Here is a 26,446-nt window from a genome sequence, read left to right as displayed (position 1 = left end):
GGCCTGCCCCATCCATCGGATAATTTCCGGCCTGAAACGAAAAAACCCGCGCCAACTAACGCGGGGTTTCTATTAATCCCTGAGTAAAAACCAGAGTTCGTTGTTGGCGATTAAAACTTCCCGCGCACCGTAAAACTCCAGCTGCGCGGCATACCGTAGGTGTTGTCACCCGAGGTAGTTCCGGCAACCTGGTAATACTCTTTATCAAACAGGTTGTTAACGTTTAACGCCAAAGACCAATGTGAATCCAACCGGTATTCCGCAAAGGTGTTCCAGAGTGCGCGACCGGCTTCGGTGAAATCGTAGGGAACAGCGGGGCCATCGAACGCGCCTTTTCCATCTAATCCACCAGTCGGATTCCAGGCGTTAACCGTACCACTCTGATAGAAAGACGACTGGGCTTGCACACCGCCGCCAACGCGCAATTTATCCAGCGCTCCAGTGAATTGGTAGCTGCTCCACAAACGCAAAATATGCTTGGGCGTATTGCTGGAATAGCGCTTGCCGTCGTTGGCTCCGTACTCTTCTTTGTTATCGTCGTAGGTGTAACCGGCATTGATTTGCCAGTTATCGGTCAGCGCACCGCTGATATCTAACTCCACGCCCTGCGCGAGAAATTCACCATCACCGCGATAGCAGCAATTTTTGCCCGGCATATTGAACGAGATATCGTTGCTGACGTTTACACGATAGTTCTCGCGATCGGTGCGATAAAAAGTAATGTTGGTATTCAAACGGCCATCAACGTGTTCACCTTTAATTCCCAACTCCCAACTTTTACCTTCAGTGGGGTCGAGCATGTCGTGTTCGGGAGTGTAAAAAGTGCTTTGGTCTTCAAAACTTTCCGAGTGCGTCAGATACGCCGTCCAGCGATTGGAGATATCGTAAAGCAAACCATAGTAAGGTGTAAAAATGCCGCTGTTGTCATTGGATTTAATGCTAATTGGCGATTCGCAAGTCGTTGCCCAACTGGCACAGTCGCCATTTGCATCGCGATAGGCGTTGAAGCCAGTGCTGTAAAGTTCATAACTGGCGTAACGGCCGCCCAACACAAATTTTAATGCGCCCTGGATTTGGAAATAGCCGTACGCATAAGCGCCCTGCTGTTTTTGTTTGGATTGGTTATCCCAGCCTTTCGCCATGCTTGAGGGATATAAAAATTCATCGGGATTGAAGTCATTCCAATCGGGCACAGGCAATGGATTATTGTGATAGGAAATCAAACTGTATTGGCGGACATCAGCGTAATCTGCACCGAACGCAAATTTTTGTTCGCGATTAAATAAATTGGTTGTACCGATCAAACTGATATCAGCAGTTTCCACATCAGCGTTCCAATCGGCGCGCGTGGTATACACCACACCATCGCCAATCAATGTTACCGGATCGACCATACCGTCATACATAGTCACCACATTTCTACCGTTGTTCGTTGCAGTGCGCGAAACGCCGGTTTTCAATTTCCATTGATCATTAAATTGGTGTTCAACCGTCGCAAAAATATTTTCCAAATCGTAACTACGTTGTACCCAATCGGCATAACCAACACTGCGGTGAATATCCAGTTGCGCACCGCTGAAATAGCGCGGCAAACCCGGCGGCTGATCAGGCGCACCGTGTTGGGTGTCGATGCTACCGCCTAATACAATGACTGTTTTCTCGCCTGCAGCAAAATCCACCACGCCGTAGGCAGTGCTTTTATGACTGCCACCGCTAGCATAAAAATGATCACCAGTATTGTTGGCCAACACAGCGCGACCACGCACTCGGCCATCACTGGTGATCGGTGAGCTCACATCCACTTCGCCAGAATAGTTATCCCATGAACCGGCAGTGACCGCCGTTTTTGCCTGGAAATTTTCCAGCGGGCGTTTGCGTACCAGATTGATAGTACCGGCAGGTTGGCCATTGCCGGAAAACAATGAATCCGGGCCGCGCAATAATTGCACGTTGTCATACTTAGCCATGCCATTGTTTGAACCGCCACCGCGGCTGTCATCCAGCGACGGAACTGAAATTGCCATGCCATCGGCCGTGATATTGGTGAGCGAATGGCCACGCGAATAAAAACTCGCTTCGTTGCTGTTGCCCGAGCCATAAGTCATGGTGATGCCCGGCAGTTGGTTTACCGCATCGTAGAAATTCTGGATGCGCTGGTCATCCAATTGCTGGCGAGTAATTACTGAAATCGAACGCGGCGTTTCGCGCAGGGTCTCACCCAATTTTCCGCCGACAGAGACAACGGGAACAGTGTAAGAACCGCTGCCTTCTGTAGCATCGGTCAATGCAGTGCTCGATACTTTTACCGCTGATAATTTTCCGCTAGGCGGTTGCGGCGCGCGTTTAAGGCTGAAACTGCCATCGGATTTAATCACCGTTTCCAAACCGCTACCCTGCAAAATTTTTTTCAATCCTTCTTGCGGAGTGAAACTGCCGCTGATTTCCGGAGCTTGTTTTCCCTCGACCAAATCAGGCGTAAATGAAAGTGTGATGCCCGCTTCGCTGGCGAAACGGTTGAGCGATTGTGCGAGGCTTCCTGCCGGTATGTGATAAATCTGCTGCACCGCTTGCGCTTGTAATTGCGCAACTTGTGCCACAGCAACACTTCCAGATGTGAGCCCGACAACAATACCGGTACCAACAACCGTAGCACGCAAGACTCTGGCGAGCGGAGTGAGTGAAAAATAAGGCATGACCTGATAACTCCAAACGTAAAGTAAAAAGTGGTTTTCAGGTGCTATGCCGAGCAAGTGAAAAAAAGGGGACAGGAGTTAGATAAAAAAGTGAAAAATATTTTATGGTGCGGTGAGTGTGATCCAGTAATTGGTCATGCGCGCGATGCGCACCGGCAAAGTACCAGCAACCACACTCAATGTTTGCAGAGTATTTTTTATCTGGAATACACCAGAGATGCGCAACTCGGCCACGGCCGGATCACAGCGCAGAATTCCTTCGTGGTAGCGCGCAAGCTCAATAACAAAATCACCCAAGCGCAAATTATCAGCAATGATCTGCCCGCGCGTCCACGCAGGAACCGATTGATTGTGCGCTTCGATGAGGTGAATGTTGTGGCGATCAAACACGGCAGTTTTTCCCGCATCAATACGCGTATCTGTTACACCGGCTTGCGGCGTTAAGGCCACGGCATGCTCATATACTTTTACGCGCACGGCATCATTATCCAACGTGCGCACTGCGAAACGGGTTCCCAAGGCGCGCACCGTGCCCGCCGGTGTCGCCACTAAAAACGGGCGATGGTTCACCGCATTATCTGGCGCAGTGACAATATGAATTTCACCGCGATGCAAACGAATAAGTCGCTGCTGTGCATCAAACTGCACGTCCACCAAACTCACGGTGTTGATTTGCAATTGGCTGCCATCCGGCAGGGTGATGGTTTGCTGCTCACCTTTGGCTGTGCGGTAATCTGCACCTACTACCGGCAAGTCGCGCCGAACCGTCCAGACCACCGGCACCGCCGCCAATACCGCAAGCGATAGCAACAACTGGCGACGATCAATCCGTTTACGGCCAAGCACTGGTTGGCTAACGCCGGAAGGCATGCTGCCCATCATGGATTTCAATTGCAGCGCTGCTTGCCATGCACGCTCGTGCTCGGCACTTTCCGCACGCCAATCTTGTAAGCGCGATTCGTCAGCGGGAGTCATTGTGTTTTCCTGCATATGCACCAGCCAACCCGCAGCAGTTGCGATAACAGCTGGTGACGGGGCATTCCCAGCGGTTAGAACATCGCGGCTATGCATTGGCCAAACCCTTGTTGCATATAGCGTTTAACGGTGCGCTCGGAGATCGCCATTTGCTGCGCAATAGCGGTGTAGGTTAATCCGTGGATTTGCGCGAGCAAAAATACTTTGCGCACCGGTGCGGATAATTGGTCGAGCGCGGCATCAATACGATGCAAGGTTTGCAGCAGGATTTCCTGCTCTTCCGGTGAGATGCTAAACGATTCCGGCATGCTGGCCAGTGCATCCAGATACGCCTGTTCCAGCGAGCGACGGCGAAAGTGGTCAATCAGCAAACCGCCAGCAATTACCCGCAGAAACGCGCGCGGTTCCTGCAACGGCATGGTATTGAGGTAATCGCGCTTACCCAAAATCCGTAAAAAAGTGTCCTGCGCCAAATCAGCCGCCTGCTGCGAACAGCCCAATTTTACCCGCAACCAATTGCGCAACCATGAGTTATGGTCGCGATAAAGGGTTTCAGTGGGGCATGCCGGCGATGGGAATTGCATGTAAAATGACTCTGATTAATGTTAATAGATGATAATTATTATCATTTTTCTTGTCGAGAGCATAAAATGGCGGAAAAATCATTAACCCCACACTAAATCCACGTTCGGATTTAGTCAGTTGTATGGAACCAAAAGCTTATGGCTACAGCATCACCAACCCTTTCCACCCGCCATATTGTCGGCCGCATCGGCGCCGCAATTCTTGGCGGCTACGCTTTTGTGTGGGGCGCCATTGCGCTGTTGCATGCGAGCCTTTATGCGCTCGGCATGCCCTTTCATGATGCAGAACACCTGTCCAGCATCATCGGTTTCCTGCTGTATCTGACGGTATTCCTGTGGGCGTTTGCTGCACAGAACATGACCAAGGTATGGCTGATATTCGTTGGCGGCGGCTTGGTGATGACTGCCTCTGCTTCATTGATTCAGCATTTGCTGTTGTAAGAGGAGAATCCCGTGTTCCAGAATTTCCGTTTATCCATGGCCTGGTTACACACCTGGTTTGGCCTAGTGTTGGGCTTTGTATTAATGGCGGTGTTTTTCTTCGGCGCGCTATCAGTATTCGACCGCGAGATCGACCGCTGGGCAGTGCCTGAGTCGCGCTTTGATCCGCAACCTATGCCGTCATTCGATAACTTGCTGCGTCCGATTTTTGAAAATATGCAGCCAACCAAACTCGATATCGAGCAATTCGCCCCGCTTGCTAATGGACCTATGCCGGAGCGTTACGACACAGTGGTCACCTGGGGTGCTTACACCACCCACCGCGATCCAATCCTGAATATTTTTGCTGGCTATGAAGTGCCTAATGCAATCGATCCTGAAAATTCGATTTTTACCAGCCGCACTATAGATCCGCGCGACGGCAAAATTTTCCCCGATGACAGCCTCAAAATCGGCAGCCGCTTTTTCTATCCTTTGCACTACAGCCTGAACTTCCACTGGATGAGCCTGGGCTATTGGATTGTAGGTTTTGCTTCATTGATTATGTTGGCGGCGTTGGTCAGCGGTGTAGTTATGCATCGCAAATTCTTCCGCGAATTGTTCACCTTCCGCCCGAAGAAAAGTACCCAGCGCAGCACCTTGGATTTGCACAACCTCACTGGTGTAGTCGCATTACCATTCCACTTTTTCTTTGCGTTTACTGGGCTGGTGATTTTTGCCGGAATTTATTTCCCGGTATCGCACACGCAGTTGGAAGCTCTGCACGACCAGCATGAACTTCACGAAGCTGCAGAAACCGGTCTGCCACACGACCGCGCAGATGTTGCTGCACCTATCGCCTCAGTTGATGCCATGGTTGCTGAAGCCAAACGCCGTTGGGCAGAGCGCGGTATGGGTGGCGATGTAGGTTTCCTCGCCTTGCGTCACGTAGGTGATGCCAATGGTTATGTGAGTGTTTATCGCGCTGGTACTGACCGTATCGCACTGACGGGCGAAGGCATCCACTTCAAAGCCAGCACTGGTGAAGTATTGCGTGAAGATCCACCGAGCACTGCGGTGGAAAGCGTCAACGAATTCCTGACCGGCTTGCACTTGCAGCATTTCCGTCACTGGATGCTGCGCTGGCTCTATGTATTGGGTGGTTTGGCAGGCTGCGTATGTATCGCGACTGGCTTCATCTTCTTCGTTGAAAAACGCAAGCGCCAATACGTTAAACAAGGCAGTCAAAATGCGCGTGTAGTTGATGCATTAGCAGTGACTACCGTAACCGGTATGTTGATCGCCGCTGTGGGCATGTTGATCGGTAACCGCTTGTTGCCCGTGACTGTTCCGGAAGGCTGGCCACCGCGTGGCGATATTGAAATCTACATCTTCTGGGGCACTTGGGTATTGGCAATGGCGCACGCATTTTTGCGCAGCGGTCCGGTGGCGCAAGCGCGCCTTAACCCTGCTTGGATCGATCAATGTTTGGCTCTCACTCTGTTAGCACCGGCAGCGGTATTGCTCAACTGGATCACCACTGGCGACCATCTCGCTAAAACCATCGGCGAAGGCTACTGGCCAGTAGCAGGCCTTGATCTGGCGCTGCTGGTAACTGCAGGTTTGTCATTTGTCGCCGCGCGCCATTTGCGTCGCAAGACCCAAACTGAAACAGTCGCTGTCGTTAACGATATGGATGACGCGGAGGTGCAACGTGGATAATTTACTGCTCGTAGCCGCAACGGTGTTGTGTGTATCCGGCATGGCATGGCTCGCATTGGCGATGGATGTGCATTGGAAGCAAGTTAACGATGGCGTTATCGCCCCCAAAACAGTTCGCAGCTTGCGCGTCCTTGGTTACATCGCCCTGTTTTTCTCACTGGTGTGCTGCCTTGCGGTGGATCACGCCACCATGGCATCGCTGGTGTGGATTATGTTGCTCGCCAGCTCTGCGCTGACAGTGGCATTTACCCTCAGCTGGCGTCCACGTTTGTTGCGTTTCTTCACCCTGCCTTTCGCATCTGCCTAAGGATGCATCTGGTTGTGCAGATGGATAATCTGCACAACCAATATCTATAAAAAATATTTTTTCAGAGGATGAATTATGGCTCGCGCCGTAGCGTTATTCAGCGCTCCAAAAAGTCGTCTGCTCGCTTGCACCTTAGGTGTGTTGATCGCATCAACATTGGTGACCGCAGGTTCGCCAACTTATCTCCCGTTTAATGAAATCGACCGGATCGGCGTGCCCATCCTGCTGTTTCCTATCACCTGGATAATACTGTTTCTGCTGGCGACCATGACCCGCAGTATCTGGCGAGTATGGGGCGTGCTACTGGTGCTGACGCTGATACACGCCGGTTTGATTTACCAACATTTGGCCGGGTGATATATGCAGCGCGATACCACTAAAAAATTCTATGTCGTCCACAGCTGGCTTGGTGTAATCACCGGTATCTTGCTGTTCATCCTCGCTTACAGCGGCGCCTACTCCGTATTTGGTGCAAGAGAATTAAAAGTCTGGGCCAATACCGATATCCGCGGCGGCGTCAGTCAGGATTACACCGCCATTGAGGCATTGGTTCGCGAGCACGCCGCGCAAGTGGGGAGTGATTATCTTGAACATGTGCGCGTGATGCTGCCGGGCGAAAGCAGTTTTACCCATTTGCAAATTGGTTTTGAAAAAGAAATCGAATTGGAAAATGGCCAGCACGACCATCACGTGATTGTGTACCAACACCATCCACAAACGCTCGCACTGGAAGACAAATTTGAAGGCGGCTTACTCGACTGGTTTAACAGCCGACCAAAAGATATGGCCGATTTTATGACGGCCTTTCACGCCGATTTACATCTCGTCAATCCGGTTGGATTGGTGATCACCGGTTTGTTGGGTTTAGCTTTGTTTGCCTCCATCATTACCGGTGTGATTATCCATCGAAAAATTTTCAAAGAATTTTTCAGCTTCCGACCATTGCGCAGCTTGCGCCTGCTATTTACCGACACCCACAAAGTACTGGGCGTATGGGGTTTGTTATTCCATGGTGTGATTGCATTTACCGGCGCGTTTTTGGGGCTGGTGTTGGTATTACTTGTACCTGCCGCCGCCTTTGTCAGTTTTTCTGGCAACCAGGATAAATTGATCGAAACTTTCTTGCCGGAAATTGAGCCCGCCATTACTGGTGAAGCCGCTGAGCCGCAGTTTGCCCAGATACTGAAGGAATTTCGCGCGGCCAATCCGGATTTAATTGTGGTGGATGTGAATATCCATGGCTGGGGTGATAAGGGCGCAGTAGTGGCCTTTACTGCGCTGGGCGGCGACACATTGGCTGCAAATGAAACCTACGAGTTCAATGCGGTGACCGGCGAGTTAAACAAGCAATACAGCACCTTCGGCAAACTCGATAGCACCACCGGTGTTGTTCTGGATGCGATGTACCCGCTGCATTTTGGTAACTTCGGCGGTTTGTTCGTCAAAATTATCTGGAGCATTTTGGGAATAGGCACAGCGCTGCTATGTGTCACCGGCATGATGATTTGGATCGAGCGGCGCGCTTACGGTTCCGAAGGCAGCTTGTCGCAAACTGCATATCACCGCATCAGTCGCTTAACCATTGGCAGTTGCATGGGATTAGTGATTGCCAGTGTGTTACTTTTCTACGGGCAATTACTCCTGTCAGTAAAACCGGCTGAGTTCAGTTACTGGCTGGGCGTAATCTTTTTTTCCAGCTGGGTTGCAATCCTTGTCTACGCGATGCTCCGCCACAACAGTTATAAAACCATCAAAGAATTATTTGCGCTCTGTGGTGTGCTGGCGATTGGCGTTCCGTTTTTGAATGGCGTAGCTACCGGCGATGCTTTACCAATGACATTATTTAATGGCAAAACTATTAGCGGTGGCGTCGATGCAACCTTGTTGATTTGTGGATTATTTTGTTTATGGACTGCAAAAAAACTTCCCGCCCATCGCCCGGCAAATAATTCATTGGCGACACAAACAAACGATAAAGTGGCGCAAGAAAATACCGCCCAACCAGTGCAGGAGCCATCATGATAAATCTGATATTGCTGCTGGCATTAATCACCAATGTCGCCACCGTTTTATTGTGGCGCCATCTGCAAATTCATTCAGGACACAAACGCATCCTGTTAATACTGGCTGCGCTTATCTGTTTTGTTGCAAGCACTTATTTATTTTCTATCCCTTACGCTTGGACGCGTGCACCCTTTATTTCACTCGGCGTTTTAGGTTTAAGTGGATGGCTGTGTGTATTTGCGTTTCCGCTTTTTAATAAACAAGCAAGGTAGATCTTTTAGCATCAGGTGCTGTGAAAAAAGCCCGCCCGTTGTGAAACGAGCGGGCTTTTTTATAGTGAATACTTCGTGATTAATTGAATTGCTTAACCGTAAGTCTTTTTAGGTTCCTGCACTTGCCCCGGTGCATCAATTTGGATGCGTGCACGCAACCATTCGGCGAAATCTTTTTCGGTTAGTGAGCCGTCGGCCAAGCCGATCATGGCTGCATATTTCTCTTCGTCGCTTGCTATCAGGTTACCGTGATTAAGGCGCAAAAAAACGCGATAACAAACATGGGCAGTGCGCTTATTACCATCAACGAATGGATGGTTGCGAGCGAGGCCAAATGCAAGGCTGGCCGCAAGATCGGCCAAGTCCGGTGGTGGTTCGCCATAAGTATAAAGTTGTTGCGGGCGTGCAAGAGCAGAATCCAGCAAACCTTCATCGCGCACACCGCTACCGCCACCATGCTCTGCAAGCTGACGATCATGAATGGCGAGTGCCAGGGCTTTAGTCATCCAGACAACCATAACGCCTCCTTTATTGCGCTAATTTGTGCAGAACTTGCCGATCTTCACGCATGATCTGCTCCGCAACTTCCATTTGCTCTGCAAGGGTTGGGTCGAAGGTGGTGAGCTTGATTCCGTCCGGTGTTTCCAGCAGATAAATATCGTCGCCTTTGGCCAAGCGCAGGCGCGCAAGGATTTCTTTCGGCAGGATGACACCAGCAGAATTACCGATAGAGGTGATTTTGAGTTTCATAAGGGCTCCAGGGGCTCCGTTATAACAAGTGGTATAACAAGATAATCATAGCAGCTTCAGGTGACTGGTTGGGCGAGTCTTTGTATAAATAATTAAGGCCGCAATTGCGGCCTTAATTATCGGTGTGTCCTTCACCCCAGCTTTATCCTTCATTCATCTTGTTAGAACTGGTAGTCAAGGCTCACACCAAACTGGCGCGGGGCGCCGAGGGTAAGGGATGGAGGCGCGCCGCGATTGGCTTGTTCAATGTACTCCTCATCCAACAGGTTGTTGACGGTGGCATAGAGTGCAACTTTGCTCCATTCATAACCTACTTTTAGATTCACCAGTGTGCGCGATTCATTTTCCGGATCGTAACCTGGATCACCTGCAACCAAACCTTCGGCGTAAGGGTTCACCAGCAATTTGGAGCTGCTGGCATAGTTGGCGTTGAGGTTGGCGAAGATGCCGCTTGGTGCGCGATAGGTGATGCCCGCGCTCAAGGTCACATCCGGTGCCGATGGAAATGCGCGCCCAGCCAGATCATAAGTTCGTGTTGGCTGCACAATCAAAAACTCATCGAACTCAGTTTTTGAATAACCGATACCACCATAAACTTCGAGCGCTTCGGTAACCGCATAATTCAGTTCCAACTCAAAGCCTTTTACGGTGGATTTCCCGGCGTTGCGCGTTTCAGTGTCGTAGCTATTTCCCGACAATTGCACAGCAATTTGTTGATCCTGCCAATCAATAAAAAAGGCGTTGGCATTAGCGGTCAATGCGCCATCCAACCAGCTGGTGCGCAATGCCAGTTCATAGTTATCGGTGTATTCCGCGTCGTAACTGAAAATTTCGCCGCGCCCGACGTTGGTGCCCACGCCACCAGATCTATAACCCTGCTGAAAAGTGAAGCTGAGGTTCACGTCATCGCTAAAGCGATAAGTGGTGCCGAGTTTGGGTAGCCATTCATCAAAGCTTGCATCGGCCAGCGGCGCAGTGCCCGAGGCATCTTCCACCATTTTATAAAGCTGGGCGTTGATGCCCGCCAATAAGTACGCCAGTTGTGGCGCAGCTACAGCGTAGTCTGCCGGATTAGGTAAGAGTTGGGCGTTATCGATGGTGTACTGCGAATCGCTGCTGTTGGCTTGCTTTTCTTTATCCCAGCGCAGACCGCCAAAAATGTCCCAGCTCGATGTGAGCTTGAAAGTCAGGTCGGTAAAAATCGCCTGGGTTTTTACCGCTTGGGTGTACTGCGAATAAGTACCAAGCTGGACCGGATCGATAGGAGCGTAAAGCCCCAACACCATATTGGCAGTTGCAGCATCCAACCCAAGGCCACCGTATTCCGGCGGTGCTACCAGCAGTTGCGCCAGACCAGTTTCTTGCAGAGTTAATCCGCGCTGGCCGCTGGAGGTATCCACCACGTCCAAATCTGAATAATAAGCGCCGATAACACCGGTCAAACGGTCGTAGTCCAGCGTCAGGCGGAATTCCTGGCTGAGAGTTTCATCGGTGCGGTCATCAACCAAAATAGACAGCGGTTGCGGCGAGGCATCGCCATCCCACTCGTAGGCGTATTGGGAATCCGAATAGCTGGTGATTGACGCTAGCTGCCAGTTGTCATTGAGCGTGTAATCCAACTTTAAAATGGTGATGTCGGCATCGTTGGTTTCAAAAGTGGGATCGTTAAAACGGGTGACACGAGGATCGTAAAGATCGCCCTCTGCATTCGGCTCAACCCAGCGCACACCCACTTCCGTTTCAGTGCGGGTGAAACTCAGCAACGCCGAAAAATCTTCGGTTGGTTCAAACAACAATTTCGCGCGATACGTATTGTTATTGTTAAAGTCGGAGTGGTCGCCACGGGTCAAGTTATCGTTGAAGCCATCAAAATCGTTTTGCTCTGCACTGACACGAAATGCCAGCACATCATCCACCAACGCACCACCACCGGCAAAAGCCAGCTGTTGTTTGCCATATTCGCCCGCTGCAACGCGCACTTTGCCGTCCCATTCATAGCCCGGATTTTTGGTATTCACGATGACCGCACCCGCCAATGCATTGCGCCCTTGCAGGGTTGATTGTGGGCCGCGCAGGATTTCCACCTGGGTTACATCCCAAGTGTAGAAACCACCTTTTTGGATAGCGCGATAAGGCAAGGGCGCGCCATCCACATAAACGCTCGCCAGATAACTATTGCCGCCGCCCGATACGTTAAACGCATCGATACCGCGGATGCTAAAACCGGTACCGAGGGTGCCGTGGACATTGGGGATCATCTCGATAATGTCGTAGAAGTTTTCAGCTTGTTGATCGCTCATCGCCTGCTCGGTGATAACCGCCACACTCGCGGCAGTGTCTTGTAAGGAGCGATCAATCTTCTGCCCGGTAACGATAACCTCTTCCACTTTTGCCGCTGTTTGCGCCTGCAGGCTTCCGGCAATTATCAGCGTACACAGAGCGGTGAGCGTCTTTAATGCGAACTTTTGTTTTTTCACGATATTCCCCAAGTAATAATGATCCAGTCATAACTGTTTTTAGGCACTAAAATCACCATCACTTTAAATAATAATAATTCTCAATGCAATTTGAGTATTTGTCGCGATAGATATCAAATCAATACCGCCCACTGTAGTTGAAATATCCGCCAAACAGCTTGCACCTAATTCACCGCACACGATAAAATGCGATAAATTCTCATTTGAAATCACATCGCAGCCATTTATGGCTCATCGGAGTTCATCCTGCCACCCGTGCAGCTTGCCCAACGAACCCTTGTTCACAATCTCTACAGTAGCCATCAAGGCTGGCTGCGCGATTGGCTGCGCAAGCGATTGGGTTGCTCGGAAACAGCAGCAGATCTCACGCAAGATACGTTTATCCGGCTGCTGCTGAAGGACAACGCGCCGCAGCTGGAAAGCCCGCGCGCTTACCTCAGCACTATCGCCAAGGGGTTGATGATCAACCACTGGCGGCGACAGGCGCTGGAACAGGCTTATCTCGATTTGTTGGCCGCACAACCCGAACCACTGCTGCCGTCATTGGAAGAACGGCAACTGGTGGTAGAAGCCCTACTGCAATTGGCGGAGATACTCGATGGACTTACGCCGCGCGACCAACAGATTTTCCTGCTCGCGCGCCTCGACGGATTGAAATACCAAGAGATCGCCGACCAGCTCAACATCACTGTCAATAGCGTGCAAAAAGCCATGGTGCGGGCGACCCACAAGGTGTATCAGATTCTGTATGACACAGCTGTCGAATAGCATTTCTGCGCCTACCAACCAGCAGGTTTCCGAAGCAATTGATTGGCTGGTGAAGCTGGAGACTGGCGACCTCAGCGCGGCCGAGCAAATGGCGTTTGAGCGCTGGCAAGCGCAGAGCCCACAGCATCAACTGGCATGGCAACGGCTGGGACGGGCGAGCCAACCTTTTACGCAGGTTGCATCACTCTCCAGTATTCAGGCATTGCAAAGTATTGAGGCGGCTGAGCAGCGCCTGCGCGATAAACGCCGCAGTTTAAAAACCCTCGCTTCTTTCGGCGGACTTTGTATGACGCTATGGCTGAGCCGCGACTACACAGGCGCAGCCACTGCCGGGCGCTATCTCTACGGCCAAGCTTTAGCAGACATCACCACCGCTGCTGGCGAACAAAAATCCGTGCTGCTGGATGACGGCGGCAAATTGCTGCTCAATACCCGTTCCGCATTGGGGATCGATTTCAACAACCGCCCGCAATTGGAACTGCACTACGGTGAGCTGGCGATTAGCAACAGCGGCGGTGCGCAAATTCGCGCGGGCGAAAATTTGTTTTCCCCTGCTGTCGGGGCTGAATTTACCCTGAGCCGACAGGATGATTTCTGCCGCATTCAGGTAGTGACTGGCGAAGTAAATTGCGTTGTGGATGGAAAAAATGAATTGGTTGCCGCAGGACAAAAACTGAAACGGCAGGACAACCAAACACTGCGCGGAACCGCTTCATCTACCTTGAATTTAAGTTGGCGCGATGGATTTATCAGCGCCGAGCGCACGCCGCTGGATCGCTTTGTCGCACAACTGGCGCGCTATCGCCCCGGCTATCTGACCTGTACTGCGCCAGTCGGCAAGCTGACTTTGTCGGGTAGTTTCCCCATCGGCAATACCGATCTCATCCTCGAAAACCTCTGCCAAATCCTGCCAGTGCGCCAACAGCGCTTGAGCCGTTACTGGGTGCGTTTGGTTCCTGCGTAATCTGCTTCAAACCCTACCAAAAAACTTTTTAAAAAAAGTTAAAAAAAAGCGGCAGATTTTTTCATCTCGTCGGGCATAGCAGACAGGAACATCCAACCAGGGACGCGACAACTTATTTTCTCCCCCGGAGAGCAGCCTCCATTTTTCAGGAAACGATCGCCAAGAATCTTCCCCCTGAAGCATTAATTCATCAGGAAATTATTCATGTTGTTCAATCAGATCATGTCGTTAACACACACCAAGTCCTCGTCGACAAAATCACTTTTTCAACTGCGCCCGCTGACACTGGCGATTGGTTTGGGATTATCTGCCGTAACGGCAATGCCAATTGCCTATGCACAAACTACCCAAGCCGCGGTAAAAGCCTATCAAATTGAAGCGGGCAGTCTCGATTCTGCATTGGCGCGTTTCGGCCAACAAAGCGGCGTGCTGGTTTCCGTTAGCGGCGACCTCAGCCTTAACAAACAAACCCAGGGCGTAAGCGGAAACTATCCCGTCGAGCAAGCGCTGGAAATTTTGCTGCAAGGCACTGGCCTACGCGCGAATCGTCAGGAGAATGGCAGCTTTGTCGTTGTTGCAGCGCCAACTAATCCGGCAACTACTTTACGTGCAGTAAAAGTATCCAGCACCGCGCTGACTGCCAGCACTGAAAATACCGGTTCCTACACCACTGGTGCCATCAGCTCCTTCAAAGGCACCCAATCTATTCGCCAAACGCCGCAGCCAGTCACTATCGTATCGCGCGGTTTTTTGGATGATCGCGGCCTGCAGGATATGAACGAAGTTCTGCAAAACGTTCCCGGCATCACCGTGGAATACACCGATAGTGAGCGCGTGAGTTATTTCTCGCGCGGCTATCAAATTGATTCGTTGCAATTTAACGGTGCCACCACTGCGCCGGGCGGCTCGGTAGGTATTCAGGCTGATACAGCAGTGTTGGATCGCGTGGAAATATTGCGTGGTTCAGCAGGATTATTGCGTGGCTCGGGCAACCCATCGGCGAACGTGAATTTGGTGCTGAAAAAACCGACCAAAGAATTCCAGGCATCAGCTACCGCAAAATTGGGTTCATGGAATCGCGGCCGTTATGAAGGCGATATTTCTGGTTCATTAACGGACGAAGGCGGACTGCGCGGTCGTGTGGTGTTGGTGTCGGACGATAAAGAATTTTTCCAAAAAGCGAAGCAGGAAGATCGCCAGGTATTTTTCGGCTCACTCGCCACTGATCTCACCGAGAATACTGTTTTGACCGCCAGTTTTCTCTACACCGATTTGGATGCAACTGGCTCATGGGGTAACTTGCCTGCAAACCTCGACGGCACCCAATTGGATATGCCGCGCGAGACTTATCTCGGTGCCGATTGGAATACCTGGAACCGCTATCAGGAGCAGGCCTTTTTATCACTCGAACACAAGTTCGATAACGAGTGGAAAATCGATGTTAACGCCACCGAATCGCGCTTCCGCATGAAGGACAATGGTTTCAAACAAACCTATTTCACTCCGAGTGCGACTAACCCTTATATCGGCACTATGACCGCCTCTATTTACACCGGCGATGCGAGCGATCAAAGCGCTTACAGTTTTGTCGCCAGCGGTCCATTTAATTTATTTGGTCGTCGCCATGAATTGGTAATTGGTGCAGAGCAAACCAGCGTAAAAGCCACTGCCACCGTTGGTAAAGGCAACCTTACGCCAGTGACAATTGATATACGCACCTGGGACCCGTACAACAGCCCGGTGCCGAAACCAACGCTCGGTGATGTTGCTGCCGGCGCAGTGACCAATACCGATCAGGAAGGTATTTACAGCACCTTGCGCTTGTCACTTGCTGATCCGCTTACTGCCATTATTGGTGCTCGCGTAAGTACCTGGGAATACGAAACACCTGCAACACCCGCGCGCAATTACAGCGTGGACGATGAAGTTACTCCATACGTTGGTTTGGTGTATGACTTCACCAATAATTTCAGCGCTTACGCGAGCTACACCGAAATTTTCAGCCCGCAAAATTTCTATGATGTAGATGGCAATATGCTTGAGCCAGTCACTGGCGAGAACTACGAAACAGGCATCAAAGGTGAATTCTTTGAAGGTAGATTGAACACCGCGTTATCGGTTTACCGCATCAACAACGTCGGTAAAGCATTGGAAGATACTGGTTCACCTAATCCTTGCTTGCCCTACTACACCACTGGTTACTGCCGTGTAGCCGCAGGTGAAACAGAAAGTGAAGGTTGGGAACTGGAAATCTCGGGTGAAATACTGCCCGGCTGGCAAGTGAGCGGTGGTTACACCAACAACGAAACCACTTACGTGCGCGACACAGCCGCAAACCAGGGCTTGCCCGTACGCAGCGCAGACCCAAAACATCTGCTGCGTTTATTCACCAGCTACAAGTTCTCTAACAACCTGCAAGGTTTAACGGTGGGCGGCGGCGTGCAAGCGCAAAGCGATTTCTACAACATCAGCCGTGGTGTCACTTATAGCCAAAGCGGTTACGAAGTGTATAACGCCATGGCCAGCTACGATTTCGATGAAGCTGTACGCGTTCAACTTAACCTCAACAACCTGACCGACAAGGTTTACTACAAAAAAGTAGGCGCCGGCATCGGCAACTACTACGGTGATCCGCGCAATGTGATGCTGGGAATCAACGTTAAGTTTTAATTAAAGCGCCAAGGATGGCAGCATTGTTTCATGCGCCAATTAACTATAAGATGATAATCATTATCATCTTATGGAAAAACCCACATGCCCGGTGTAGAGCCCATCGCGCAACAGCAATCGCTTGAAACGCTGTACAGTGATCATCACACTTGGCTCGTGCGCTGGCTGCGCAAACGTATGAATTGCAGTCATCACGCTGCCGATCTGGCACACGACACTTATCTGCGCCTGCTCACCACTGGCAATACCCCTCCTGTTACTGAATCCCGCCGCTACCTGACACGCATTGCGAGCGGATTGATGATCGATCTCTATCGCCGCCGTCGCGTTGAGAGTGCCTACCTAGACAGCATCCGCTATCTGCCTGAACCTGAAATCCCCGACACAGAAACCAGACAACTCATTATTGAAACCCTGATCGAGATTGATGTGATGCTGGATAAGCTGCCAACCAATGTTCGTCGTGCGCTTCTGATGCGCCAGCTGGATGGTTATAGCTATCGTGAAATTGCTGAACACATGCAGGTGTCTGTGTCCTCGGTAGAAAAATACGTGGCGCAGGGTTTAGCCGCTTGCTATCTGGCAGTGAATGGGACATCAACGTGATGCAACAAACCAGTGACGCAGACATCATCCAACAGGCTGCAGCCTGGATGGCGCGAATGCTGGCCGATGATGTGTCTGCAGAGGATCAACAGGCGCTGCTGCAATGGCGCATGGCAGATACTCGCCATGAAATGGTGTGGCAAAAACTGCAGCAAGTCTCCAACCGGTTTTCTGCGCTCCCAAACACAGTCAGTAGTAAAACACTCCTGCCATCGCACGGCGTTAACCGTCGACAATTATTGCAATGGGCCAGTATTGGAGGCTTGTTGGCGGGCACAGGTTGGTACGGCAACCAGCAGCAAATCCCGCAGCGTTATCTTGCCGATTACCGCACAACCACCGGCGAAGTTCGTCCTGTGTCGCTGCAAGATGGCTCGCAACTTTATTTGAATACGAATACCGCTATCGATGTCCATTTTGATGCGCATGAACGAAAAATTATTTTGCATCAAGGTGAAATCCTTCTATCAACAGGCCACGAAACACCGCGCAGGGTATTTTTCGTTGAAACACGGTTTGGGCGGATAACAGCACTGGGAACCCGTTTTTCCGTGCGTCAACTGGATGACCGCATTCGTGTAGCGGTACAAGAAGGTGATGTCGAAATTCAACCGGCCAACGCCAACGCAAACCTGCGCATCGCTGCAGGCGAGCAACTTGAATTTACCGCCACTCTTATTGAACAACCAACGCAAGCTTCTACCAATACTGCATGGCGCGATGGTTTATTAGTAGCAGAGCACATGCGCCTGGCAGACTTTACAGCCGAACTCGCACGCTACCGTCGCGGCCTGCTTACTTGTGATGAGCGTGTCGCAGAATTAAAAATAAGCGGCGTTTTCTCGCTTACAAACACCGAGCGCGCACTCGCGAATCTACAGAGAAGCTTACCTGTCACAGTGCAGTACCGCACCCGCTACTGGGCCAGGTTAATGCCCTCATCGCCATAATTTTTCTCTTGCTGTTTACGGGTTTTGCGCAGTTGTTCGGAAAGCTAGATGAAACCTCTCATTTTTCTTAAAGGTACATCTGCTCCATGAATACGAACACGCGAAACAGACCTATTCCTCCCACCAGTATTTCCAGCAAAAAAGCGGCGCTGCCACTGGCAATTGCATTGTCCATCAGCAATCTGGTTGCACCATGCGTGCTGGCTCAAACAACCAGTGCGACACCCAATTCAATGCAAACCCAACTCAAGGCTTACCAGATTCCTGCCGGTTCACTTGAGCAAGTATTAAATCAATTTGCTTTAGCCTCAGGTGTTGAACTCACAGTGGCATCGCATTTGGTGGCCGGTAAAACCAGTGCTGGATTAAGCGGCAATTACACGCAACAAGCCGCGCTGGAAAAAATTCTCGCGGAGACTGATCTGGAGTATCAAATCGAAAACCAGACAATCACACTAGTCAAACGTAAATCCGTGGGGAAGTTAAACGCAGTTAAAGTCAGCGCCCAACTTGAAGGTCATGCCAATAAAGGCTATCGCGTCGATAAAGTGTCCCAGGTCGGGCCATGGCAAGGACGAGAGTTAAAAGATTTACCCTACTCAATGACAGTTATGTCTTCCGAGCTGGTCAACAGCATTCAGGCGCGCGATCCGGATCAGGTATTTCGCGTTAACCCAACCACCCAGCTCACCCGCGCGCAGTACGAAAACAATCAGTCGACTGCAGTGCTACGCGGTTTCCGACAATCAGTGTCTTACCGCAATGGCATGCCTGCCGGGCAATACGGTCAAGGCACCACAACGGAAGATATCGACAGGATTGAAATACTCACTGGCCTATCCGGTTTTTTGTACGGCCCCGGCAATGTTGGCGGCGTAGTCAATTACGTCACCAAAAGCCCAACGGCAGAACGCATCAATGAACTAACGCTCGGCAATAACGGTGGCGATAATTTTTATTTGCACGGTGATTTTGGTGGACCTATCGACGCCGATGGAAAATTTGGTTATCGCATTAATGCAGTAGCGCAAGATGGTGAAACGGCAATTGAAGGCTTGGAACTTGAAAAGAAATTTTTGAGCAGTGCATTTGATTGGCACATCACCGATTCTTTATTGCTGCAATTCGATGCATCAACACTTGAGTTTACGCCAAGAGGAAATTCCTATTTTGGCTTTACCACTGGAGTAAAGCGCCCCTCGGCCTCTAGTTTGGATTCGTCGCGCTCCTACGGCCAAACATGGACAGAAAATACCAAAGAGAACGATAAGCTGGGCGTCCGTTTAAATTGGCAACTGAGTGATCACATTAATTTTCGTGCGGCTTGGGCACTGAGCAATACCTACGAAGATTCTTCATCCGTTCGCAATACAATAAAAGCTGACGGGACCTATGATCAGGTTGTCTCGGGTGTTTATGCTGAAGGTGTCACCAGTCGGCTGGACGATCAAAGTGATCGACGCCTGCAAGCGTTTTTCGATGTGAACTTTAATACCGGTTCGGTAGCACACAAACTGACATTAGGCGCACAACAAAGCAACGACATTCAGGAACGCTGGCGCGGTGCAAGTGCAGCGGATATACGTTTCCTCAATCTGGATTTGAGTGAACGCAATTACATGAGCCGTCCAAACAATATTGCACCCGTAGATCGCGGCGAAAAATATGTCGTGCTCGATAGCACCAGGACATCAATATTATTGGGCGATGATATTACCTTTAATGAACAGTGGTCACTGCTTGCGGGTGTTGCACAAACGCGTATTTCTTTTGATGTGTATGCATGGGGTGGGCTTTACGATAAAACAGCTGAGACACCAACGCTGTCTCTGGTTTACAAACCGCAGCCATGGCTTACTACTTATGCAAGTTATATCGAATCGCTTGAGCAAGGTGGGCAGGCAGCACTGCAATACAACGGTGTCCCTGTTGCCAACGCCGGTGAAGTGTTTGACCCGCTTTTGAGCGAACAGATAGAGCTAGGCGCAAAAGCAAATATCGGCAATCTGCTATTCACCGCAGCAATTTTTGAAATTGATAAAGCCCTGCAATATTACGACCTTACAACGCCCACCAGTCCACGCTATGTTCAGGATGGTCGCCAGGTACATGCTGGATTGGAACTCACTGCTATTGGAAAAGTAACTGATCACCTGACACTGATTGGTGGAATTACATGGCTCGATGCAGAAATAGAAAAGCAGCAGCAAACACCCGCACTAGAAGGAAAACGCCCACAGGAAATTTCTGATCAGTTTGCAAAACTGCGTATTGAATATAATTTACCAGGGCTGCAACAACTCACCTTGATCAGTGGTGTGCAATATTATTCTGAACGGTTTGCCGATACCTTAAATACCGATGAGATGGGTGCGTATTCGTTGGTGGATGCAGGCATTCGCTATCAAACCAGCGTGATGAATTCGCCAGTTGCGCTGCGTTTTGAGGTTCGCAATCTGACGGGAGAAGAGTACTGGGTAAATACCAGCTCACTCGGTGAACCACGTACGGCAGTGTTTTCTGCAAATGTAACTTTTTAACAAATTCCAAGACACTTCCTGTACAACCCAATAGAAAAGGTGGCCATGGGCCACCTTTTCTATTTTTACCGCAATCAACGTTGTACTTACATAGAACAGGAGCGAAACTTATTTTTTCCAGCGTTTGATTTTGTGGCCCTTGGCCGCGTAGAACAGAATAAATAAATAGGCTGGCAGCGCAATTATGTACGCTGTTTGACGCCCTACTTCCTCATGGCTTGCAAGAGTGTTTAGCAACAATGGCAAAATACCGCCGCCTGCAATTGCCATTACCAATAATGCCGAACCGGTTCCGGTTAAACGGCCTAGTCCACTCAACGCCATTGGCCAAATCGCTGGCCATACGATCGCGTTAGCCAAACCCATCATCGCAATACAAAAAATAGTATCGGGTAATGCGGGTAAACCAAATGGCACTAACACAATATTTGCAATTGCAGTGGATTGGTTATCGCTAAAGACAATCGCGAGGCTGAGCAAACAACCCAATACTGCCGATACTAGCAGCGCATTGGATTGACTGATAAAACGCGGAATTAATGAAATCCCCAAGCCGTAACCAATCAACATAAACGTCATGGTAAATGATGTGAGCGTAGTGAAATTTTCGTAACCGATACTGCGGCCGTAAGAGCCAATAGTATCGGCAGCAATTACTTCAACACCCACGTATAAAATCAGCGCAAGCACACCCAGAATTAAATGCGGATGAGCCAATGATTCTTTGAAATGGAAACCGGCATCACGCACTTCACCTGCATCTTCACTTTCCAAATTTAATTCCGGTAACGACGACAGCTTCACACCGAGCGCAACCAACAAAATGCAAACCGCCATACCGAGGTAAGGCAGGATCAAACTGTCGGCCATGGCTTTCTTTTCTTCTTCAGTTGGCACCGAACCGGAATGACTCATGCCCGATGCAATCAATGCTGCGAACACTAGTGGTGCGATAATACCAGCGCTTTTATTCAGCATCCCCATAATACTAATGCGCACCGCCGCCGATTCTTCCGGCCCGATTTTTACTACGTAGGGATTCACCGCGGTTTGCAGCAACGTCAGACTCGCGCCCATTAAAAATTGCGCCAATAAAAATAACGCAAAGGTGTGTGCCATGGCGGCAGGAATAAATGTCAGCGCCGCCGCTGCCATGCCCACCAAACCCAAGGCCATACTATTTTTGTAACCCACGCGCGCAATTAACGACACCGAGGGAATCGCTACCAACGTCGTTGATACATAAAAAGCAAATAAGATAAGCGAGGCATGAACAGGTGTAAGTGTTAACACCTCTTCAAGGTAAGGCATTAAGGAACCATTGAGCCAGGTGACAAAACCCAAAATAAAAAACAGGCCGGCAACTAATGCGAGGGGAATAAAATTGCCCGGTGGTGCAGTGGTAATAACAGGTGCGGATTGCGATTGTGTTTCCATTTCTTAATACCTCTAAATCACTCCATAAAGGGGAGTTATCGTTATAGAAAAACGTTAGAGGTTCTCTGGAGCAAACTTGTTATTGTCAGCCTTGGTAAAGCTTTTATTTTTGAGTTTTTTGGTAGTGGTATAGAGCGCCGCAAGTATAAACACATTAAGTAGACTGTAAACATCCCCTATAAAAGTATGATTTTTGATCCAGAACAGGTTAAGCGTATTGCCATTGTCGCTTTGCATGCCATAAAATGAGATTAATTATCATTTAGGAAGTTCTCCAGTGTCATCCCCCCAGATCGCCCCCAGCGATATTCAGGATCTTTACAGTCAGCATCACCACTGGTTGCGCAATTGGCTGCGCCAGCGGCTGGGTTGTTCGCATCAGGCGGCAGATCTTGTGCAGGACACCTTCGTGCGGGTGATGCAAAAACAGCGGGCAGAACCTGGCTTTGTGATCAGCTATCCGCGCCGCTATCTCAATATGCTCGCCAATAGTTTGATGCTGGATATGTTCCGCCGTCGCGCGGTAGAACAAGCCTATCTGGATGCGCTGGCATTAGTGCCGGAGCCGGAGTTGATTTCGGAAGAGGAGCGCGCGCTGATTTTGGAACTGTTACAACGTTTCGATCAAATGCTCGATAAATTGCCCGCGGTTGTGCGCCAGGCATTTTTGTTCTCGCGCCTCGACGGTCTTACTTACGATGAAATCGCAATCCAACTGGATGTATCGGTACGCACGGTCAAGCGCTACATGCAGCAGGCATTCGTCGCTTACCTTGATGTGATGACCTCATGATGCGCGAGCAATTACTTGAAGAAGCTGCTGACTGGCTGGTGCGTATGGATAATCGCACGCTGGATCAGAATGAGCTGCGCGCATTGGATAGTTGGTGCAAAACCAGCCCCGAGCATGCGCGTATCTGGACAGTCGCCTGCGAGTTGAATCGCCAATTTTCCCAACTGCCCGATCACTTTGCGCGGCCAGTATTAACACGCGCGCGTTCATCGCGTCGCACCTTGCTCAAATCATTGGTCGGCGCTGGCCTGCTGATTCCTCTGGGTGCATTAGTCGTGCGCAACCAACCTTGGCAACCACTGCTGGCGCAACATCGCACGGCAATTGGTGAACGCCGCGAACTGACGCTGGACGACGGCAGCCGCTTAATTCTGAATACCGATACCGCGCTGGATGTGCATGTTGATACGCACCAACGTCTCGTTCGTTTGTACAAGGGCGAAGTCTGGGTGCGTTCTGCGGCTGACCCGCAAAGATCATTTGCTATCAGCAGCCCGGCTGGAACTGCAATCGCGAGCAGCGGGGATTCCGCGGTGTTTGCAATACGCTGCGAAGCTGATACCAGCTTGCTCACCGTACGGCGCCACTCGGTGTCTGTGTTACCAGCTTCAGCCGAAGCGGAAAATAATTCTGTGCTACCAACACATCAACAATGTCGATTTAACACTAACGGCATTGAGTGGACGGCAGATGCACCTACGGGCGCATTGGCATGGCGACGCGGTGAATTGATGGTGAATCGCTGGCCGTTGGAACAAGTAGTGGCAGAGTTGAGTCGCTATCGCCCCGGCATTTTGCGCTGCGACGCAGATGTTGCCGGGATCAGTGTGTCCGGCGTATTCCAAACTGCAAAAATCGATCAGGCATTAGAGGCGTTGGCTGCGTTATTTAATTTGCAAATCACACGCATCACACCCTACTGGGTATCGCTTGGCGCAATCGCTTAATCATCCGCGAAAAAATTTGTTTTTTTGTGTCCCCTTTTTAAGGGTTGCTGCGACTTGTCATTGAGTAGCTCAAAGAAACCCTTAGTAGAGGAAACACCATGTCGTCCGCTTTACCCCTTCGCTTGCCATCACGCCCCCTGTTGTTAGCTCTGGCAATTGCAGCAGCGCCGTTCACCGTAATCACTCCCGCCAACGCCCAAACCACTGCAGCCGTCAGTGCGCAAATCCGTTTTGATATCGCTCCCGGCCACATGACCGATGCGCTCAATCGTTTTGCCAGCACTGCGGGTATCACTTTATCGTTTGATCCGGATGCGATCAGCAATTTACACAGCGATGGATTGCAAGGCAGTTTTAGTGTGGATGAAGCATTGCACCGTTTGTTATCCGGTAGCGGTTTGCAAGCGCAACGTACCACCAGCGGTGCTTATTTAGTGGTGCCAGCGCCGGTAAAAACTGAAAAAGTTGGCCCGCGTTTATCGTCGATAAAAGTATCGGCAGCGGCCGTGAATGCAGGCACCAGCAGCGAAGGTTACAAAGCGACAAACACGGCAGGCATTGGCCCTTTGGGTGAACGCAGTTTGCAAGACACGCCTTTTTCAGTGAGCGTGATGTCGGAAGAATTAATTGAAAATACCGGCACCGGCAGTTTTGACCAATTATTTAAAATGAATCCGGTTGTGCAAAATAATGCACCTTTCACCGTGTTCGGTTATCCCACCATGGCGATCCGCGGTTTTGCGCAAAGTACAGGCGTGGTCGATGGCGTTAAATTATCCAGCTACACCTACGGACTCAGTACTGAAGAATTGGAACGCGTTGAAATATTTAATGGACTGACCGGTTTCATGTACGGCGCGGGTAACGTAGGTGGTACGGCAAACTACGTGCTCAAGCGCCCCAAGTATGAACGCTTGACCAATGTGGCACTCGGTACCTACGCCAATCAACAAGGTTACGTTCATGTGGATGTGTCCGATAAAATCGATGAAGACGGCACCTTCGCCTACCGCACCAATTTATTGTACAGCGATGGTGAAACTGCAAAAAACGGCCAGAACATTGAACGCAAATTAATTAGCGGCGCGCTGGATTGGAATCTGAGTGAAAATTTTTTGCTGCAGTTTGATGCTGCACACACCACACTGCGTATCGATAAACCGGACACACGTTTTTATTCAGCGGGCATCACCTACTGGCCAGATGCATTTGATAACAGCGAAACCTACACGCCGGATTGGAATTACAACAATACCGAAACGGATCGCGCAGGCGTTAAAGCCAGCTTAAAAGTTAACGACAATATCAGCCTCAGATCGGCTTATGTATACAAAGAAGATGAGCGCGATTTTATTATCAACTATCCCATCTTCAGCGAAACCGGTTGGTCGCTTTACAATCCCGGCAAGACCGCGCCTTACACTGTGTTATCGCAAGGTGCTTACGTTTATTTGGACAGTGCATTCAACACCGGCTCAGTAGAGCACAAACTCACCGTTGGTTTTTCCGGTGATAATTCGGAACAAAAGAATCACATCAAAAGCAGCGTTTCTGATTCCACATTTGTAGTGCCTAAAAACCTGACACTGCAGCAATTAATGGATATGGAAATGCCCGCCGGTTTGCTAGCCAAAGATTACGGTGGCCGCTATATCGCCAACGAAACTGAAAATACCAACCTGATGATTGGCGATACCATTACGTTTAATGAGCAGTGGAGTTCGATTGTCGGCGTTAACCAATCGACGATTAAAACCAAAAATTTTAACACCGCTGGTGTGGTTACATCTGAATATGACGAATCAGCAGTCACCCCCACGGTATCGGTCATTTATAAACCGATTGCAGATGTTTCGCTGTATGTGAGCGCGATTGAAGGTTTGGAAGCAGGCAGCATTGTGCCGAATGATCCTAATATCTATAACAATGCCGGTGAAATCCTTGACCCTTTCGCCAGCAAGCAGTACGAGTTCGGGGCAAAGTATTCCATCACGGAAAATATTTTATTCAGCTCAGCGTTATTCAGAATTGAAAAAGTAAATTCCTACGATGAAATGACCTCCAACGGAAAAATAACCCGCAATCAGGACGGCGAACAAATTCACCAGGGGTTAGAGTTCACGCTGACTGGTAAGTTAACCGACAACTTGACAATTATTGCCGGTGGTACAGCGATGGATTTAGGCGTTGAGAAAGCGACCAATCCAAATCTGGAAGGAAAAGAACCCATAGGTGTTGCCACTGAAATGGCAAAAATTTATGCGGAGTATGCAGTTACACAATTACCGGGATTTACCGTAACAGCGGGCGCTTATTACACCGGTGGAAAATACAAGGACAGCATGAATTTGCAAGCGATTGATTCCTACACCCTGTACGACGCTGGTGCGCGCTACCAAACCACTATTTCCGGTATTCCCACTTCATTCAATCTTAATGTTACCAACCTGACCGATGAAGATTATTGGTCTTCCTATTGGCAATTAGGTATTGCGCGCAGTGTTGCCCTTTCCATGAAAATGGAGTTTTAAATCCTGAAGTAGCCCGTATGGAGTGAAACGAAATAC

Annotated in this window: 22 protein-coding genes; 15 read left to right on the top strand and 7 right to left on the bottom strand. The window is 50.0% G+C overall.

Annotated elements, in window-relative coordinates; all coding sequences use genetic code 11:
* Nucleotides 1-110 precede the first annotated feature (110 nt).
* The 3 genes from AAGC78_RS00600 to AAGC78_RS00590 form a co-directional block, all read right to left on the bottom strand.
* Nucleotides 111-2,693 carry a TonB-dependent siderophore receptor gene (locus AAGC78_RS00600; protein WP_435782079.1) on the bottom strand — a complete coding sequence of 861 codons (2,583 nt, stop codon included), beginning with the start codon at nucleotides 2,691-2,693 and terminating at the stop codon, nucleotides 111-113.
* Nucleotides 2,694-2,795: 102 nt separating this feature from the next.
* A complete protein-coding gene (locus tag AAGC78_RS00595) occupies nucleotides 2,796-3,764 on the bottom strand; it encodes a FecR domain-containing protein (RefSeq protein WP_435782078.1) in 969 nt (322 codons plus the stop codon).
* A complete protein-coding gene (locus AAGC78_RS00590; protein WP_435782077.1) occupies nucleotides 3,743-4,252 on the bottom strand; it encodes a sigma-70 family RNA polymerase sigma factor in 510 nt (169 codons plus the stop codon). The genes AAGC78_RS00595 and AAGC78_RS00590 overlap by 22 nt, the downstream gene beginning before the upstream one ends.
* Before the next feature lie 138 nt (nucleotides 4,253-4,390).
* Between AAGC78_RS00590 and AAGC78_RS00585 the strand changes: the two genes are divergently transcribed.
* From AAGC78_RS00585 to AAGC78_RS00560, 6 genes are all read left to right on the top strand, one after another.
* Complete coding sequence (locus AAGC78_RS00585) at nucleotides 4,391-4,693, top strand: iron uptake protein (RefSeq protein WP_435782076.1); 303 nt, start codon at nucleotides 4,391-4,393, stop codon at nucleotides 4,691-4,693.
* A gap of 12 nt (nucleotides 4,694-4,705) precedes the next feature.
* On the top strand, nucleotides 4,706-6,394 hold the full coding sequence (locus tag AAGC78_RS00580; RefSeq protein WP_435782075.1) for a PepSY-associated TM helix domain-containing protein: 1,689 nt from the start codon (nucleotides 4,706-4,708) through the stop codon (nucleotides 6,392-6,394).
* Nucleotides 6,387-6,701, top strand: a complete 315-nt coding sequence (locus AAGC78_RS00575) for a DUF3325 domain-containing protein (protein WP_435782074.1) — start codon at nucleotides 6,387-6,389, stop codon at nucleotides 6,699-6,701. Before AAGC78_RS00580 ends, AAGC78_RS00575 begins: the two co-directional genes overlap by 8 nt.
* A gap of 75 nt (nucleotides 6,702-6,776) precedes the next feature.
* On the top strand, nucleotides 6,777-7,058 hold the full coding sequence (locus AAGC78_RS00570) for a hypothetical protein (RefSeq protein ID WP_435782073.1): 282 nt from the start codon (nucleotides 6,777-6,779) through the stop codon (nucleotides 7,056-7,058).
* Between the two features lie 3 nt (nucleotides 7,059-7,061).
* Nucleotides 7,062-8,723 carry a PepSY-associated TM helix domain-containing protein gene (locus AAGC78_RS00565; RefSeq protein ID WP_435782072.1) on the top strand — a complete coding sequence of 554 codons (1,662 nt, stop codon included), beginning with the start codon at nucleotides 7,062-7,064 and terminating at the stop codon, nucleotides 8,721-8,723.
* Entirely contained in the window at nucleotides 8,720-8,977 is a 258-nt protein-coding gene (locus tag AAGC78_RS00560; RefSeq protein ID WP_435782071.1) for a hypothetical protein, read from the top strand. Before AAGC78_RS00565 ends, AAGC78_RS00560 begins: the two co-directional genes overlap by 4 nt.
* Nucleotides 8,978-9,069: 92 nt before the next feature.
* On the opposite strand, the gene AAGC78_RS00555 is transcribed toward AAGC78_RS00560, so the two are convergent.
* From AAGC78_RS00555 to AAGC78_RS00545, 3 genes are all read right to left on the bottom strand, one after another.
* On the bottom strand, nucleotides 9,070-9,495 hold the full coding sequence (locus tag AAGC78_RS00555) for a type II toxin-antitoxin system death-on-curing family toxin (RefSeq protein WP_435782070.1): 426 nt from the start codon (nucleotides 9,493-9,495) through the stop codon (nucleotides 9,070-9,072).
* A 10-nt stretch (nucleotides 9,496-9,505) separates the two neighbouring features.
* Nucleotides 9,506-9,727 carry an AbrB/MazE/SpoVT family DNA-binding domain-containing protein gene (locus AAGC78_RS00550; RefSeq protein ID WP_435782069.1) on the bottom strand — a complete coding sequence of 74 codons (222 nt, stop codon included), beginning with the start codon at nucleotides 9,725-9,727 and terminating at the stop codon, nucleotides 9,506-9,508.
* Between the two features lie 161 nt (nucleotides 9,728-9,888).
* Nucleotides 9,889-12,204 (bottom strand): TonB-dependent receptor, encoded by a 2,316-nt coding sequence (locus AAGC78_RS00545; RefSeq protein ID WP_435782068.1) that lies wholly within the window; start codon nucleotides 12,202-12,204, stop codon nucleotides 9,889-9,891.
* 255 nt (nucleotides 12,205-12,459) lie between these two features.
* Between AAGC78_RS00545 and AAGC78_RS00540 the strand changes: the two genes are divergently transcribed.
* The 6 genes from AAGC78_RS00540 to AAGC78_RS00515 all read left to right on the top strand — a co-directional run bounded on the left by AAGC78_RS00540 (nucleotide 12,460) and on the right by AAGC78_RS00515 (nucleotide 20,702).
* Entirely contained in the window at nucleotides 12,460-12,972 is a 513-nt protein-coding gene (locus AAGC78_RS00540; RefSeq protein ID WP_435782067.1) for a sigma-70 family RNA polymerase sigma factor, read from the top strand.
* Nucleotides 12,953-13,936, top strand: a complete 984-nt coding sequence (locus AAGC78_RS00535) for a DUF4880 domain-containing protein (RefSeq protein ID WP_435782066.1) — start codon at nucleotides 12,953-12,955, stop codon at nucleotides 13,934-13,936. The genes AAGC78_RS00540 and AAGC78_RS00535 overlap by 20 nt, the downstream gene beginning before the upstream one ends.
* Before the next feature lie 204 nt (nucleotides 13,937-14,140).
* On the top strand, nucleotides 14,141-16,606 hold the full coding sequence (locus tag AAGC78_RS00530) for a TonB-dependent siderophore receptor (RefSeq protein ID WP_435782065.1): 2,466 nt from the start codon (nucleotides 14,141-14,143) through the stop codon (nucleotides 16,604-16,606).
* An 84-nt stretch (nucleotides 16,607-16,690) separates the two neighbouring features.
* A complete protein-coding gene (locus tag AAGC78_RS00525) occupies nucleotides 16,691-17,212 on the top strand; it encodes a sigma-70 family RNA polymerase sigma factor (protein ID WP_435782064.1) in 522 nt (173 codons plus the stop codon).
* Nucleotides 17,212-18,162, top strand: coding sequence for a FecR domain-containing protein (locus AAGC78_RS00520; RefSeq protein WP_435782063.1), 951 nt, complete (start codon nucleotides 17,212-17,214; stop codon nucleotides 18,160-18,162). The genes AAGC78_RS00525 and AAGC78_RS00520 overlap by 1 nt, the downstream gene beginning before the upstream one ends.
* Before the next feature lie 86 nt (nucleotides 18,163-18,248).
* Nucleotides 18,249-20,702: a TonB-dependent siderophore receptor gene (locus AAGC78_RS00515; RefSeq protein ID WP_435782062.1), complete on the top strand. Its 2,454-nt coding sequence runs from the start codon at nucleotides 18,249-18,251 to the stop codon at nucleotides 20,700-20,702.
* Nucleotides 20,703-20,810: 108 nt separating this feature from the next.
* On the opposite strand, the gene nagP is transcribed toward AAGC78_RS00515, so the two are convergent.
* Nucleotides 20,811-22,139, bottom strand: a complete 1,329-nt coding sequence (gene nagP, locus AAGC78_RS00510) for an N-acetylglucosamine MFS transporter NagP (protein ID WP_435782061.1) — start codon at nucleotides 22,137-22,139, stop codon at nucleotides 20,811-20,813.
* 277 nt (nucleotides 22,140-22,416) lie between these two features.
* Here nagP and AAGC78_RS00505 point away from each other — a divergent pair, with 277 nt between their 5' ends.
* The 3 genes from AAGC78_RS00505 (at nucleotide 22,417) to AAGC78_RS00495 (ending at nucleotide 26,410) form a co-directional block, all read left to right on the top strand.
* Nucleotides 22,417-22,932 (top strand): sigma-70 family RNA polymerase sigma factor, encoded by a 516-nt coding sequence (locus AAGC78_RS00505; RefSeq protein WP_435782060.1) that lies wholly within the window; start codon nucleotides 22,417-22,419, stop codon nucleotides 22,930-22,932.
* Complete coding sequence (locus AAGC78_RS00500; RefSeq protein WP_435782059.1) at nucleotides 22,929-23,879, top strand: FecR domain-containing protein; 951 nt, start codon at nucleotides 22,929-22,931, stop codon at nucleotides 23,877-23,879. The genes AAGC78_RS00505 and AAGC78_RS00500 overlap by 4 nt, the downstream gene beginning before the upstream one ends.
* Before the next feature lie 98 nt (nucleotides 23,880-23,977).
* A complete protein-coding gene (locus tag AAGC78_RS00495; RefSeq protein WP_435782058.1) occupies nucleotides 23,978-26,410 on the top strand; it encodes a TonB-dependent siderophore receptor in 2,433 nt (810 codons plus the stop codon).
* Nucleotides 26,411-26,446: the final 36 nt, after the last annotated feature.

Origin of the sequence: Cellvibrio sp., assembly GCF_039207905.1 — a bacterium.
Lineage (GTDB): Bacteria > Pseudomonadota > Gammaproteobacteria > Pseudomonadales > Cellvibrionaceae > Cellvibrio.
Note: the sequence above shows the minus strand (reverse complement) of the source record. Positions and strands in the feature narration are given on the sequence as shown.